This is a genomic window from uncultured Roseibium sp., assembly GCF_947496995.1.
Taxonomy (GTDB): domain Bacteria; phylum Pseudomonadota; class Alphaproteobacteria; order Rhizobiales; family Stappiaceae; genus Roseibium.
The window spans coordinates 910,356-924,891 of sequence record NZ_CANMFD010000001.1 but is presented as its reverse complement, the minus strand read 5'-3'; the positions used below and the strand labels follow the sequence as shown (position 1 = coordinate 924,891).

General features: G+C 52.4%; 13 protein-coding genes, 1 tRNA gene and 1 pseudogene. 10 read left to right on the top strand and 5 right to left on the bottom strand.

The window, feature by feature from the left end; all coding sequences use genetic code 11:
* Window positions 1–211: 211 nt before the first annotated feature.
* A complete protein-coding gene (locus Q1B40_RS04175) occupies window positions 212–829 on the bottom strand; it encodes a recombinase family protein (protein ID WP_299810436.1) in 618 nt (205 codons plus the stop codon).
* 167 nt (window positions 830–996) lie between these two features.
* Between Q1B40_RS04175 and Q1B40_RS04170 the strand changes: the two genes are divergently transcribed.
* Entirely contained in the window at window positions 997–1,692 is a 696-nt protein-coding gene (locus tag Q1B40_RS04170; RefSeq protein WP_299810433.1) for a hypothetical protein, read from the top strand.
* Here Q1B40_RS04170 and Q1B40_RS04165 read toward each other — a convergent pair.
* Window positions 1,689–2,684, bottom strand: coding sequence for a hypothetical protein (locus tag Q1B40_RS04165; RefSeq protein WP_299810430.1), 996 nt, complete (start codon window positions 2,682–2,684; stop codon window positions 1,689–1,691). The two genes, Q1B40_RS04170 and Q1B40_RS04165, sit on opposite strands and share 4 nt — an antisense overlap.
* Window positions 2,685–3,064: 380 nt before the next feature.
* Between Q1B40_RS04165 and Q1B40_RS04160 the strand changes: the two genes are divergently transcribed.
* The 9 genes and pseudogenes from Q1B40_RS04160 to Q1B40_RS24705 all read left to right on the top strand — a co-directional run.
* Window positions 3,065–4,210, top strand: coding sequence for a hypothetical protein (locus tag Q1B40_RS04160; protein WP_299810427.1), 1,146 nt, complete (start codon window positions 3,065–3,067; stop codon window positions 4,208–4,210).
* A 7-nt stretch (window positions 4,211–4,217) separates the two neighbouring features.
* Window positions 4,218–4,589: a hypothetical protein gene (locus Q1B40_RS04155; RefSeq protein WP_299810424.1), complete on the top strand. Its 372-nt coding sequence runs from the start codon at window positions 4,218–4,220 to the stop codon at window positions 4,587–4,589.
* 201 nt (window positions 4,590–4,790) lie between these two features.
* Window positions 4,791–6,593 (top strand): type IV secretory system conjugative DNA transfer family protein, encoded by a 1,803-nt coding sequence (locus tag Q1B40_RS04150; protein WP_299810421.1) that lies wholly within the window; start codon window positions 4,791–4,793, stop codon window positions 6,591–6,593.
* 13 nt (window positions 6,594–6,606) lie between these two features.
* On the top strand, window positions 6,607–7,605 hold the full coding sequence (locus Q1B40_RS04145) for an AAA family ATPase (protein ID WP_299810418.1): 999 nt from the start codon (window positions 6,607–6,609) through the stop codon (window positions 7,603–7,605).
* A 17-nt stretch (window positions 7,606–7,622) separates the two neighbouring features.
* On the top strand, window positions 7,623–8,210 hold the full coding sequence (locus Q1B40_RS04140; protein ID WP_299810416.1) for a hypothetical protein: 588 nt from the start codon (window positions 7,623–7,625) through the stop codon (window positions 8,208–8,210).
* A gap of 12 nt (window positions 8,211–8,222) precedes the next feature.
* Complete coding sequence (locus Q1B40_RS04135; protein WP_299810413.1) at window positions 8,223–8,756, top strand: hypothetical protein; 534 nt, start codon at window positions 8,223–8,225, stop codon at window positions 8,754–8,756.
* 3 nt (window positions 8,757–8,759) lie between these two features.
* Complete coding sequence (locus tag Q1B40_RS04130; RefSeq protein WP_299810410.1) at window positions 8,760–9,095, top strand: hypothetical protein; 336 nt, start codon at window positions 8,760–8,762, stop codon at window positions 9,093–9,095.
* A 241-nt stretch (window positions 9,096–9,336) separates the two neighbouring features.
* Window positions 9,337–9,564 (top strand): hypothetical protein, encoded by a 228-nt coding sequence (locus Q1B40_RS04125; protein WP_299810407.1) that lies wholly within the window; start codon window positions 9,337–9,339, stop codon window positions 9,562–9,564.
* 42 nt (window positions 9,565–9,606) lie between these two features.
* Window positions 9,607–10,623: pseudogene (locus Q1B40_RS24705) on the top strand (recombinase family protein); the annotation flags it as partial.
* 499 nt (window positions 10,624–11,122) lie between these two features.
* On the opposite strand, the gene Q1B40_RS04120 reads toward Q1B40_RS24705, so the two are convergent.
* The 3 genes from Q1B40_RS04120 to Q1B40_RS04110 all read right to left on the bottom strand — a co-directional run bounded on the left by Q1B40_RS04120 (window position 11,123) and on the right by Q1B40_RS04110 (window position 14,527).
* A tRNA-Arg gene (locus Q1B40_RS04120) sits at window positions 11,123–11,199 on the bottom strand.
* Window positions 11,200–11,558: 359 nt separating this feature from the next.
* Window positions 11,559–13,031, bottom strand: a complete 1,473-nt coding sequence (locus Q1B40_RS04115) for a sensor histidine kinase (RefSeq protein WP_299810404.1) — start codon at window positions 13,029–13,031, stop codon at window positions 11,559–11,561.
* Window positions 13,032–13,096: 65 nt separating this feature from the next.
* Window positions 13,097–14,527, bottom strand: a complete 1,431-nt coding sequence (locus Q1B40_RS04110) for an FAD-dependent oxidoreductase (RefSeq protein WP_299810402.1) — start codon at window positions 14,525–14,527, stop codon at window positions 13,097–13,099.
* Window positions 14,528–14,536: the final 9 nt, after the last annotated feature.

The following is a 14,536-nucleotide window of genomic DNA, read 5'->3' as shown; positions in this document are numbered from 1 at the left end:
AGCGAAGTCTTCCGCGAGTGGCTCAATCCGGCGATACGGGTTGGATGGCTCTGAAACGGGTTCAATGCCCTGGAAGAGCCAAGGCCGGGAGGTTGCACAGGAGGCGCGCAGCGGGCCTCCTTGCCAAGATGTGGGGTACTACCCCACACATCTTGCGACTGAGAGATAACCGAAATCCCCGAGAAAACGGGCCATTTAGAATAAGTGCACGCTATTCCACATCACTAGCTTCGACACGGCGTATGCTGCGCCGCAAGGTACTTGCTGACACTCCAAAACGCTCCGCTACTTCAATCGGCGATTTACCTCTGTCTCGCATATAGGATTGTGCCTCTACGACCTGCTCATCCGTCAGACATCTCGGCCTTCCAATTTGTGCTCCCCGCTCGCGTGCCGCCCTTAAGCCAGCACAGGTGTTTTCGCGGATCAGATTGCGGGAGAACTCGGCCACGGCGGCGAAAACATGAAAAACAAGCTTTCCTCCGGGCGTTGTCGTATCGATCCCTTCCGTCAAAGAACAAAACTGAATTCCGTTCGCATCAAGCCGTGTGATGAGATCGGCAAGGTGCAATACCGAACGCCCCAATCGATCCAGCTTATAAACGACCAGGGTATCCCCTGCCGCTAGTGCGTGCAGCGCTTTGTCGAGACCGGGCCTCTCGACTAACGCTCCCGAAAGGCCGTGATCCTGAAATACGCTTTTACAGCCCGCCTGTTTCAGTGCGTTAAGCTGAATGTCCAACTTCTGCTCGCAGGTTGAAACGCGAGCATAGCCGATTAACTTGCCACTTTGCGCATTTAGCAATGACGTTGGGTGCCAGTGTTTCATGGCAATTTCCTTTCGGGACTAGCAAAACCGATCGTTTTTGCATGTCCGTCATGGGGAAGGCTCCGAACTCGGCAATGGCAGTCAGAAAACCACGAAATCAGGGTTTTTCTGAAAGCTCTTCTTTTCCAAAATTTACATAAACATAACATAGTCAAAATCCATCAGTTTTGACTACGCCAACAACAAAGAAACATAAAGAAGAAAATTCAATATGCCTCAGTAACAATGTTGCTAAAAATTTGCATTTTATTTATAATTGCTTTAGTGTTCTGACAACTAATAAAGAAAAAAAGAATGTTGAGGGTGTGTCTGGCGCAAATGCGAGGACACAAATGGCACAAGCCAAACAAACAAGCAGATTATTCGGAGCCGTCGCTGGCGCGGCGATGACCGCTGCCGCCTTATTTACTCCAGTAGCAGCGAACGCGCAGGAGGTTACATCAGTCGCTAATACAGTAGAGACTTCTAGAACCGCTGAGATCGCTGAGCTAAGAGCTGCCGACCGTGCGGCCACAGCTTACGCAAAGGAGCATGGCGTTGCGATACTCCTGCACGTTGGAATGGACATCCAAAACCATGAACAGCCAGAAGATCTGCTGCAATGGGTTGAAAATCAATTCAAAGAGAGCTTTGCCAAACACGGAATAGATATAGGAATCTTTCCGCGAACGAATGATGCTCGTGGATCAGGTTTAACTTATCACGTTGGGGATCATATCTATTCGCCACCCGGGTCTAACGGTTTGTTCGATCTTCAAACGGCTTCGGAAATCGTACCGGACGTTGTTAAACAGGCCAGAATTGCGCTTGAACTTGCCAATGCGGACATCGACGCGTTCCAGTCAAGTCAGCCAGGTGGTTAAGTTAGGTCCCTTCCTATTTCAACTTTAACAGTATGCTCGGCTGTGCTGGCAAGCTCAGCAGTTTTCGGCGCGGCAGCTTTAGGGAATTGAGTTTCAAAATCCGCTTTGGCCGTTTCTAGCGCCCCGTCAGATCCCGGAAACCCAGAGAAAAAGGAGCTGCTCTTTTCTACGCTGGATGCGTCATTGAAACTTGCATCGCTATGGTTGTCTTGCGTTCCTCCGCCAAAGTCCGAAACTTCAGACACCTCGGATTCATCGCTAACCACTCGGGCAACGGCGTAGTTCCCTTCCACTTCATCTTTTATATGCGCGATTCCGGCATCGGCTCCCTCTCGCAACGCTATTTGGTCAGCCTCTCGTGTTTTTTCACGAGCGTGTTGCGTGACTTCGTGGTTGTTCACGAACCTAGCTAGCGGATCATTCTCATATCCGGCCTTGATCGTAAGATCATCGTTTAAAACCTCATCCGTAACCGCGATCAGAACACGGCGATGATAATCGGCATCGCTCTCGCCGGGCACTCGCTCTGGCATATCGTCACCGAGGAAATTTTCTGCATATTCTTCGAATTTCCGGCCTGTCTCAGCCTCTATCATTGATATGACATCAGTAACTTCGGCATCGCTCATGCCGCCAAAAATGTTTTCGGCAACGTAGGCGTCGAGATCGCCGCTGTTGAGAAGTGCCAAGAACATAGCATCTTCATATTGCTCTTTGGCCTTACGTTCGGAATTCTCCTGTGCTGATCCTTGCGCCTCTTTGGAAGCTGCAGCGGTCGTTAGATGCACACTTTCGATAGAGCCGCTTTTCAAACCATGCTGAATGTCGTCATGCTCTTTGACGATTTTTGCGGCTTGTTCAATTGCGAACTGCTTGTCGGATTGTTGCGCGCCAGGCGCAGAGATGGCCTTCGCGGCTTCTGCAAAGTCACCCAATGTATCGACTGCTCGAAATCGGTTCTTTAGACCGGTTTGCTCTCCATAAAAACGCATCTTTAAATCCCCACACTTCCCCGCAACCTCTTTCAAAACGGGTGCATTCGGTGTGTATTCATAGTATTATATGCAGATCAATTTAATATTATGTAAATAATAGATTGTATTTTACCTATTTTTAATCATATATTACATATTCACGTATATGATTATATTGTGCGTTGGTAATCCCCTCCGCACAATATACACGAAAAACTAAAGGCAGCTCCCACCAGAGAGCTGCCTTTTTCTTTATTGCGCAACACATGGGTACGGCCAAACCAGGCTAGCAGCTAATGCATGTGTTGTCACAATTGAGGCGGATTTGACTAATCCATTTTCGGTTGTGTATTTGATCGATTGCTAACTTTTTACTGGAAACCCGAGTTTATTATGCAATGAGTTCTGTTATTAAATTTCAGCCAACCAAAGTGGTAGTTCGACGGCAATACAGTGCCTATTTTATCACGCGTTTATGGAAGAGCTTTCGAGCTGAATTCATAAAATTTGGCCGAAGCGAGGAACGGTTTGCAATACATGTCAATGATGAAGTCGCATCTCTTGCGGAAAAGGTTGATATCCGCTTGCCAAATCAAGACAAGGTTCCATTTCCAAAAGTATTCCCGACGCCAATAACCTATAAGAAATTTTTAGACACAAGCCGTGTTGATGAGGTTCTAGAAAAAAGAATTCTAAGATCCTCGCCTTATACACTACAAATTATTCATCTATTCTTATGGACAATTAAACCGAAGATCGTAGAGAGCTGGGCAGAAGAGCATAGATTTGCATTATTCAAACCGTACGTAGAAGACTTGGATGCATCCTTCGACGTGTTAGACCCAAGTGATTTGCTGCCAACCACTGTCAGTCTTTACAAAATACCGGTCGAGGAGAAATATACCCAGTGGAGTTTGTGTTCTCCAAGCGAAATAATTGAAATTCAAAAGGGCAAAGCAGTCTGGGTAAATGCCCAATACAAGAAATCCGGGAAAGATAATGCTTCCTTCGAGGAGATCTCAAGAAAAGAACATGAGATGGAGCATTTTGGTCTCCTGCATTTTTCTAAGAAACGAAATATCGCGGGACATCAACAAGCCTATTTCCTATCCGCTGAACAAACTCGGGATGCTCTTAAGAACCCACACTGGAAGCGTTCGGGAGCGGCACACGACGCATTTTTGCCGATACAAGATAGGAATACCGACGGTTCCATAGCGATTGATCTAAAAAGAATAAGCTTTCATGCAGCACTTGGAAGTGTTGGCGCAAAGTTGTCCCTCGATGAAGAATATTGCATCTGCATCCGATCATTTGATCGATTGGCGGGCACTTCTTTTAATAGTTACTTCAAATACATAAAATCAAATATAGGCCCAGTTAGAGACCGAAATTATTATAAGAAGATAGATGAAACATATATAGGGCTGCCGAGGAAAACGAACGACTTCGTTCTAGACCTATTGTTTGGTTGGTTATTTTTCGTGGAAGCTTCAAAAGAAGAAAAGTTGCTTTGCGAAAACTTTGAGAAATTGAAAAAGTAGTGCTAAAATGAAAAATGCTAGAAAAACAAAAACAGAAAAGGGTTTTGTGCGTAAATCGAGTTTGGTAAAGGCGATATTAGATAGTAATTTTCAGGAAGCTGTTGAAATTATTGGGAATAACCCGCAGTCGGTCAATGAAATTCATACAAGTAGTGGAATGAGCGCGACTATGCTAGCCGCCTACGGACGTCTTCCTGCCTATCTCGAAGAAATATTTAGATATGGATATTTAGTGGACTTCACACATCGCGACAAGCTTGGTTTTGATCTCCATGAGATAGCCGTCGAGTCGCTGGAGCCGGAAGTTTTAAGGCTCGTAGTTGAAGCCTATAATGTACACGCGCCACATATCATCAACAATTGGCCAGAACCAAACTAAATATAGAACAATAAGTGAACACAGTATTTGCTTTGCCGCAAACATTGTAGACTGACCCTGTTCGCTTGGATGAGCATCTGCTCATACAAAATATCCAATCTTCTCTTTAAGGGAACCGTCTGCTTTGGCGCGGCGGTAAACGGGAGACGTGTGTGCAAACGGATCTCAAATCCCTTGCTCTCGAAAGCAAGGACGGCTGATATGGCTCAGATCGTCCAGCAAGTCATCGAAATCGGCATCCCCGTTGCCGAAACCATTGTAATTGGTGGAACCGCAAATATTGCCCTGCGCACGGTGGTTTTCACTACACTGCGAATTTTTGGCGCATTCGATCCACGATGGGACAAGAAGTGGCCGCGTCTGCCTTGGAGATGGCCATACCTGCGTCTCTGGATACGTTTTCAGGAATGGCAAGAAGAGAATTTCAAACAAGGCAAAGCCAGCGCTGGAAAATCCGGAGCATTAACTCAACTCGCCTTGCGATACGAGGAAGGCAACAGCCTGATTGGGCGCGTACGCTTGCCGCTTGGCATTCCCCATTACAGCCTAATCGGCGAGAAATCGGAACGGCATAAGCTCTATATCGCGTCTTCGCGGTCGGGGAAATCGTTGCAGGTTCAAACTGAACTTGCCCATATGCCGCAAGACGCATGCGCACTGATCGTTGACCCGACGGCCAACCATACAAATCAAGTCCTCATCCCACTTGAACGGCGCGGACACACGCTCTGTGCATTAGACCCGTTGGGATTACTGGACGGCCCATCTCAATCCATCAATTTCATCGCCCAAATCGATCTGATCAACGCACGGCTCGGCCAAGACCGGACAACGATATTGTGCGACCGCATCGCAACCCTCTCTTTCCCGCCTAGCAGCAACGAGAAACCTTTCTTTCGCGATATGGGGCGCGAGGGATGGGCACGAATTATCCTTTTCGCGAAAATCACTATCGAAAACTCAAGCATGCTGGATGCCCGCCGTCTGATCTTGGTCGGCTTCATTGAGGATGCTGAAGGCGACCCTGTGCTTGCCATGGCTATGCTCTGGGAGGCGATGCTGGCTTGCGATGCCTATGACGGCTACGTGTCGTCTTTTGCTGCGCAAATGATCGCAATGGACGAACGTACACGTGAAAATGTCCTTGCGACGATCCGAAGTAAGACAGCGTTTTGGGACCACGAACAGGTCAAATCGGTTTCCCGATCCAATGATGTCAATCTTTGCGACCTCAAAGATCCCGACAAAAATCTCATAATTTCCCTGCCTGTCACTGTCGGGGAAATGCGCACGACCCTTAGGCCCTGGGTGGGCGGCATCATTTCTTTGTCGCTCGCGGTCATGGAATGGATTCCCGGTGACCTGAAAACCAAGACGCGGTTTGTGATTGAAGAGATTCAGGCACTTGGTGAAGACGCGTTGCAGGGCGTGGGCGAAGCCTTTCCTCTCATGGCTGGCCAAGGCGTCTCTCTGACAGCCGTAGGTCAGGACTTGCCAGGCCTGCGGAAAGCCTTCCCGAAAGACTACAAATCCATGATTGGGAACGCACAACACGTGGTTTTCATGGCGACGAATGACCATGAAACTTACGAGTACATCGCCAACCACGTCTTTGGGCAGAAGACCGTCAAACGGAAGAAATGGAGAATCCCATTTCTTTGGACGGTTAGCAGCAAAGAAATCCCCGTCATCACCCCGGATCAGGTTCGGCGGTTTCTGGAGGCGGGGCGGAACAATGCCATTGTTCTTCGCAATGGCAAGCGCTCCATGATGGTGAAAACAGCCCTCAGCTACAAAGTTTTACCGGTCTGGATGATCGACCCCAGCCGCGACCATCGTGAAACACGTGCCCGCGCTTGGTTTCGAAAGGTCTGGAAAGACTTCACGGCGCGGCGTGCTGAACGCCCTGAACCTATCACTGAAATTCCTCTTCCGCTCACCGGTACGGCCAAGCTCGAAGCGCTTGCCCGTTCGGTAGCGGCAAGCCGCCCCCCTGAAACCTGAAAGGAGAAATAGAATGAGACTTCAAACTGGTCGCTACATTCCGCCGACAGTTGCCTATAATGTTTTGGCACATCTATCGCTGTTCAGATCGATAGCTGAGAACCCAAACATCAATGGACCTGCGATATTAATCATGCAAGGGCCAGCCGGCTCCGGCAAGACGTCCACAATCCGGCATCTTTGTAACCATATCTGTGCGCCCCTATACGAAATCCACGGCAAAGACATGGTGTCGCAATGGGAGGGCCAAGGCACCAAAGCACTTGAACGAAAAATCATAGAAGCCGCCAACGACCCGAGCCCGTTTCAGCCTGTCGTCCTGCTGGACGATGCCGAAATGGGCGGCCTTCGCGTCGATGAGCGCTTTACCGGAACAGTGAATAACAACGCCTCGTCCGGTTGGCTCATGCAGTTTGCGAATAACCCCAGAGAGTTGCTTGTCGAATCCGATACGGGAACAAGGCGAACAATCAGGTTTAAGCGCCCTCCTGCGCTTATTTTGATCGTCAACAACATCTCAGCGCTTCATTCACCACTGGTGCGTGAGGGACGGGCAGCGCTATGCACGCTTGACCCAAGAGGTGTCGACCTACAAAGGGTGATTGCCGGTATGTTTCCCAAGCTGTCCGTTCGTCAGGCCGGGCAATTGGTGAACAAGTTTCCTGAAAAATCGGTCGCCTTCTTTGCCGAATTGGTCAACGACCTCGCAAAACAGGCAGCAATGAACTGCGCTCGTGATGCGGGCTTTGATTTCCTCAGCGTTGATTGGAAGCACGCAGCAGCTTCGATTGTTGATGCCTCAAACGGAGCCACGTATCCGCAGCTAGTGGCTGCCGGTGAAAAGCTGGCCGCGCAATCACGGAACACCAACTTTGTGAACCAGGCGAAGTCGGTTCAAGAGGAAGCCAATCCGCTCATCGGGCAGGAAGGCTTTCATAACTACGGCAACGGCGCGCTTCATCCTGCAAATGAGGAACTGCCGCAGCCGCATATCCCTCCGGTGAAAATCTAACTGAAAGGAGAAGCCCCATGACAATGGTGCAAACAAAAGCGCGAGTATGGAACCTAACAAGAAATCAACTGCTGCAAGGTGTGGCGCGGCGATTTTTCGAGATCGCCGCTGATCATGGCAAGGATTGCGATTGGTATCTTGAACGCATCGACGTGATGCTCCGCATGGAACTTATCGAGTTCTACTATCTGGTCGTATTCAAGGCTGATGAACCCATCGCGGGTGCGAAGCTCTGCTTTGATTGGGGCCGCCACACCGCCCTCGTTGAATCGATGGGTGAGTTTTTCGATCCTGAAAAAATCAATCAGTTCGGCACAACGGACTCCATCGCCGACACGATGGAAGCAGTCCGCGCCTATGTAGACGGGCTGTTCGAGCACTGCGGCGCAACCCGCGTCGAGGTCTGGTACAGCGTGCGCGATGAACAGATTAAAACACTCGGCTCCGAACGGGTCGATCAGTTGCTGGACGTTAGCAGGTCTGATGAGGCTAAGAAAAAGTCCTCTGAGAGATGGGCAAAAATCATGAAAGCCAAAGCGGACAAGGGCGCGAAACGCGTTTCCACGCTCGGCGATCTTCCCGAAGCTTCATTCGACATTTGGTAAGGAGAGATAATCATGGACGACATGATGAAGAGACTGTTTGACGATCTGGATGCGTCGTTGAGCGCTATCGAAGCCCGCTTCACGGGCGGAACGGACACGCCGACTTTGCCTGACGATCTGATAGACGAACTCAGTAATATCGCCTCCAGCGATGAGGCAGGATCGGAAAGTGGAAACGATCAAACAGGGGATGTATCCGGCCAGATCGCAGCCCTGAATGACCGTTTCCGTCAGAACCAGTCAACCGACGATGACGAAATCAAAGGTCGATGGATCTTAGGCGATGATATAGAGGAACTTCCCGGCACGACAAAGGCGGCGATCAAGAAAAAGGTTCGCCAGTTCGCGGACTTTGAGGAATTCCCGCTCCGTGATCGCGGTGCCTTCGAACACCGGAGCAAGGATAAGTCCTTCCCCATCATCTGGATGATCAAGGTCTACGAGGACGATACCCTCGCCAATGAAGCCAGCCATCCTGAAGACCCCGCTCAGAGCTATCGGGTCTTGCTGCTCGATCTTTCCGATGACACAGGCGAGGAGGATTGATCCATGACCAACAGACCGATAGCGAAGTTTCAGGAGTTCCCTGCGGAAATCTCCCTTTTTGAACAGGAAAGCGAGAAAGGTCCCTGGCTGAATGCTCATGTCAGCAAGATCTACAAAGAGGGCGAAGACTACAAGCGGACGAACAACTTCAACCGCAATGATCTGCTGAAACTGCACACCCTCGTTCCTCAAGCCATTGAACGGATGCAGTCATGGGAGCTGGAGCAAAGGCAGGCACGGTCCCAATCAGACAGCCGAGACATCGATAGTCTGAAAGAACGCGCCCGAACGCGAAGGACGGCACGCGGACAGTCGCAAAACCACGAGGAAACCCCGTGACGACCTTGATGCGTGCTTCGCAGTGAGCCTTGATGCTGCCCTGCAATAGTAACCAATTGAAATTGATCAGGAATTTGCACTCCTGATCAATTTCGAGGTACACTATACTTATGGTTGTGTTTTGCATAATAAAGGCAACCTGAGCCGAGACGCAAAACGTCTTTGGGGGCACGTCTCAATTGAAAAATTGAAGTAGCTGGTCAGCACGCACTGCGTTGCTGAGACAGGTGGAGTCTGTCCAATGACCCCGGACTTGAGGGAACAAATACAAAAAATGAGGGAGAAAGGGCTCTCCGAGGAGAAAATCAATGAAACTGTCCACATGGTTACAAGCCTTATGGAGCCATTTGCAGACGCGGCTTGGGGAAGACATTCAATTCAAATGATTCAGGACGAAAAAAATAAGAATATGCTTGGTAAGACAGCAGGTTATGCTAGAATCGATGATATTAGCAAAACCGAAGATTAAAGAACCTTTTCAAGATATTCTTGAGGGTGCGAAAGGGATTCTATGAAGACGAAGCAGAAAGCAAAGAAAGCGGTTATTTATTGCCGTGTATCACACGCCAAACAAGCTACCCAGGGAACAGGCCTTGGGTCGCAAGAGACGCGTTGCCGAGAATTTGCTTCTATTCGTCAATATGATGTTGAGCAGGTATTTAAGGACGATGCTTCCGGTGGCTTGATAAATCGCCCAGGAATGCAGGCCATGCTTGCCTATCTTCGCCAACATCGTCGCGATCCGCATATCGTCATCATCGACGACATCAGCCGTCTTGCGCGTGGTCTGGACGCACATTTGGAATTGAGAGCAGCAATTAACAAAGCTGGTGGAATTCTGGAATCTCCATCAATCGAATTCGGGGAAGATAGTGATAGCCAGCTTGTCGAAAACCTTCTCGCAAGCGTTTCGCAACATCAACGCCAAAAGAATGGCGAGCAGACCCTCAACCGTATGCGTGCAAGAGCAACGAATGGGTGCTGGCCATTTAGAGCTCCGGTTGGTTTTCGCTTCGAACGCGTCTCGGGGCAAGGAAAATTGCTGCATCCAGACGAGCCCGCAGCATCAATCCTGACAGAGGCACTTGAGGGCTTTGCGTGTGGACGTTTTGCAAGCCAAGCTGAGGTCAAACGATTCTTGGAGGCGCAGCCGCAATTCCCTAAGAACTCGAACGGTGAAATAACGAACCAGCGCGTCAATGATCTGCTCACGCAACCGCTTTATGCAGGCTACTTAGAAGTACCGCGTTGGGATGTCTCTTTGCGTCCCGCAAAGCATGAAGGCCTTATTCGTTTTGAAACGTTTGATGCCATCCAAAAACGTTTGAATGAGAACACCTACCTACCGGCACGAAAAGATATCAATGCAGACTTCCCGCTTCGAGGATTCGTTTTGTGCGGATGTTGCGGCAATCCCCTGACGGCCAATTGGTCGAAGGGTAAGTCCACCCACTATCCATACTATCTATGCCGCCACAAAGGCTGTGAGGCGGCTGGTAAGTCCGTTCGCAGGGAAGTGGTGGAAAACGATTTTGAAACACTCCTGATGTCTCTACAGCCGTCCCAAGACCTTTTTGACCTAGCTTCTGCGATCTTTCGTGACCTGTGGCAGCAGCGCGCTGAATCTTCAAAGCAGCAAGGCCAGTCAATGAAGGCAAAGGTTTCTCAAATTGATCGTAAAATCGAGAAGTTCGTGGATACGCTGGTTGAATTAGACAGCGCAGGGGCCATCAAAGCTATCGAACGGAAGATTGGAAATCTTGAAATTGAACGTGCGGCTTTGCGAGAAAAAATCGAAAATTGCGGCAAGCCTCTTAGAGACTATGACGAAGTTTTCGAACACTCTATGCAGTTTTTATCAAGCCCTTGGAAAATATGGGAAAAAGGGAATATGGAGTACCGTCACACGGTGCTAAAATTGGCTTTTGACGACCGTTTAGCATACTGCCGTGATACGGGTTTTCGAACACCAGAAATTGCCTTGCCTTTCAAGGCTTTAGGCGGAATTTGCAGTGGTAAAAAAGAGATGGCGCACCGGAGAGGATTCGAACCCCTGACCCCCAGATTCGTAGTCTGGTGCTCTATCCAGCTGAGCTACCGGTGCATATAGAGGCGAAGATCTTGTCATCGGGTCCTGAAAGACCCCGGGATGACCGGTCTTGGCACTGCGGGGACGTGCCCCGGACAGGGCGCTTACGTACTTCGGACCGGGAGGGAATGCAAGCGACTTTTCGAACTTTTTTTCATGGAACGGTCACAAAGGTTCGCAGGTTGCCGGAATCCCGCAGGTTCCGCCGCTACCGACATGTGGATGTTTGAATTCAGCGGTTTTTCCGCTTCAACTTGCCGGACCCGGTCCCTCTTTGATCCGCCTTTGAGGAGTCGGGTACGACCCCGCGTCCATCGCCCCGGAAAACGGCCGCCGGAATTGCGTTCTGTATCAAGTCCGCGCGCGGCTTGCCGTCAGGTGCTCCGGTCCGGCACCTCAAGACGGAAGCAGGTGCCCGGACCGGTATCGTCGAGGCGGATGCAGCCGCCGTGGGCCTTCAACAGCTCCGCAACGATGGCAAGCCCCAGGCCGACGCCACCGTGCTTGGATCCGCTGTGGAAGGCCTTGAAGAGGGCCTTGCGGGTGTTTTCGGGAATCCCCGGCCCGGTATCGATCACGGCGATGGACACGCAGGAGCCGGTGCGCTCGGCTTCGAGGGTGATCCGCCTGACCAGCGTCGCATCCTTTTCCGCTTCCAGAGCCTGAAGCGCGTTGCGGCAGAGGTTCAGAAGGATCCTGAAAATCTGTTCCGGGTCGGCGTCGATTTCGATCCCCTCCGGAACCTTGTTGTCGAAGCTCACCAGTTCATGGTCCACCAGCCCCAGAACGTCGGCGACATCGTCCCCCACCCGGCGCAGGGTCAGGAGACGGCGCTGGGGGGCTCTTTCCTGAGCCTTGCCGTAGGACATGACAGCCTGGGTGTAGCTGACGGCCCGGTCGAGCGTTGCCAGGATCTTGGGGGCGAGCCGGCTGACGGTCGGATCCGGCACATGCTCCAGGCGCTCCAGAAAGAGCTGCGCGGAAGCGAGAAGATTGCGCAGGTCGTGATTGATCTTGGAAACGGCAAGTCCCAGGTCGGCCAGCCGCTGCTTCTGGTGCAGGGCCCTGGAGAGAGCTTCCTCCATGCCGGCGAGGCGGATTTCCGCATCTCCCAGCTCGTCCCGGCGGCCGGAGACGGGCATGATCCGCGAGGCGTCCTCCGGACTTTCGGCAAAACGTTCCATGGAGCGGGTCAACCGGCGCAGCGGGCGGATGAACAGAGCTCTGAGGGCGATGTAAACCAGGCTGGCGGTGATGATCGAAATCACCAGCGACAGGGCCAGAATGCGGCCCGAGAACGCCAGCATGTCCTTTTGCAGCAGGGCGACCGGAAGAACCACGTCCACCCGCTCCGTATGGCCCATCTGTCCGGCGCCGATGACCCGCATCACGCCGCTGCCGCCATACGTGAGAATGGCAAAGCTGTTCTGCACCGACGTCCAGGGGGTGACATTGGCCATGTCGATGACAAAATCGACCTCGTCCGGGACGTTGCTCATGGCGATCAGACTGCGGCGGCTGCCCTGATCAAGCGAAATGGCGAGGGCCCCGGTGGTGCGCAGCAACTCTTCCTGGAGCCTGGGGGCAATCGTGTTGGTTTCCGCGAGCACCGAGGCTGCGACGCCTGCCGTGGTGAGCCGTTCCATCAGCCAGGTGTTACGGAAATTGGCGATCGACGGCACGTAGATGCAGATTTCGGCCACCATCACGAAGACGACGGTCAGGAGCAGCAGCTTGCCGGAGAGACCGCCGAGCCTGTAATGGCCGAAGCTGTCGCCCGTCTGCTGAGACCCTGCCTCACCCTCCGGCGGGACAACCGACCCATGCGGCGCGCCCTCATGCTTCATGTCGCTACGTCCCAAGGTTCCCGAAGCCAGATCATGTCTTCATACGCGGCCCAACGTGCAACCGATCATCCGAATTTGCGCAGAAATGCGATTGCACGGCGCACCCAAACATTTTTGGGCGCTTCCGCATAGTAAGAAATTGCGGCGCGGCGCACCAGTTCTCCAAGTGTCGGATAGGGAGCGATAAATCCCGCAAGGTCTTTCATGGTCATCTTTTTCGACAAAGCCAGCGACAGAAGGTTGACGATCTCGCCCGCATGCGCGCCGACGATATCGGCGCCCAGCAGCCTGCCCCCCGGTCCGGCAATCAGCTTCAGCCTGCCCGTCGTCTCGCCCTCGGCCTGCGCCCGGTCGTTGCCTGAATATTCCGCGGCAAGCACCCTGGCCTTGTCGCCGTATTTCTCCCGGGCAGCCGCTTCGGAAAGACCGATGTGGCCGAGTTCCGGAGATGTATAGGTGACCCAGGGCACGATATCCTCGTTCATCGTCACCGGAAGGCGGAACAGGATGGAGCGGATGACCAGTCCGGCCTGGTGGCCGGCGACATGGGTGAACTGCATCCCCCCGGCGACATCGCCGATGGCATAGATCTTCCGGTTCGAGGTGCGCAGGCCCTTGTCGACCTTGATACCTTTCCGCTCGAATGCGACACCGGCCGCCTCCAGCCCCAGACCGGTTACATTCGGCGCACGTCCGGCCGCGACCAGCAGGTGACTGGCGAAGACCTCAACCGTTTTCCCGTCTTTCGCCTTTGCGGTGACGAGAATGCCCCCATCGGTTTTTCCGACCTTCTCGACACCGGTATTTTCCAGGAGCTCGACGCCTTCGGCTTTCAGCGCATCCAGAACAAGCGCGGCCAACTCCGGGTCATCCTTCGCCAAGGCTTTCTGCGCTTCGAAGACCGTCACCCTGGCGCCGAGACGGCGATGCGCCTGGGCCATTTCGAGGCCGATCGGGCCGCCGCCGACGATCGCCAGATGCTCGGGCACCTCGCGAAGGTCGAACAGGGTTTCATTGGTGAGCCAGGAAACCTCGTCCAGTCCCGGGATCGGCGGCACCATGGGCGAGGAGCCGGTTGCGATCACGAAGCGGCGTGCCCTGATCTCGTGCTCTCCGGCAATCAGCACACCCGGCGCCGTGAATGTCGCCGTTTCGCGCAACACGGTGACGCCGAGCCCCTCGAAGCGTTCCTGCGAATCGTGCGGCTCGATGGCGGCAATGACCTGACGGACGTGATCGTTGGCCTTCGCGAAATCGATCGTCCGGCCTGCGGAGGATATTCCGAACCTTGTGTTTTTCTCTTCCGCCGCTGCCGCCTTGGCAGCGGCAAGCAGGGCTTTTGAGGGAACGCAGCCGTAATTCAGGCAATCCCCGCCCATGAGAGCCTTTTCGATCAACACCACCTCAACGCCAAAGGCGGCGGCGGCCGCAGCCACGGACAGTCCCGCGGAACCGGCACCGATCACACAAATATCTGGGGTCAGCAGGCTTGCCATCAGGGACTC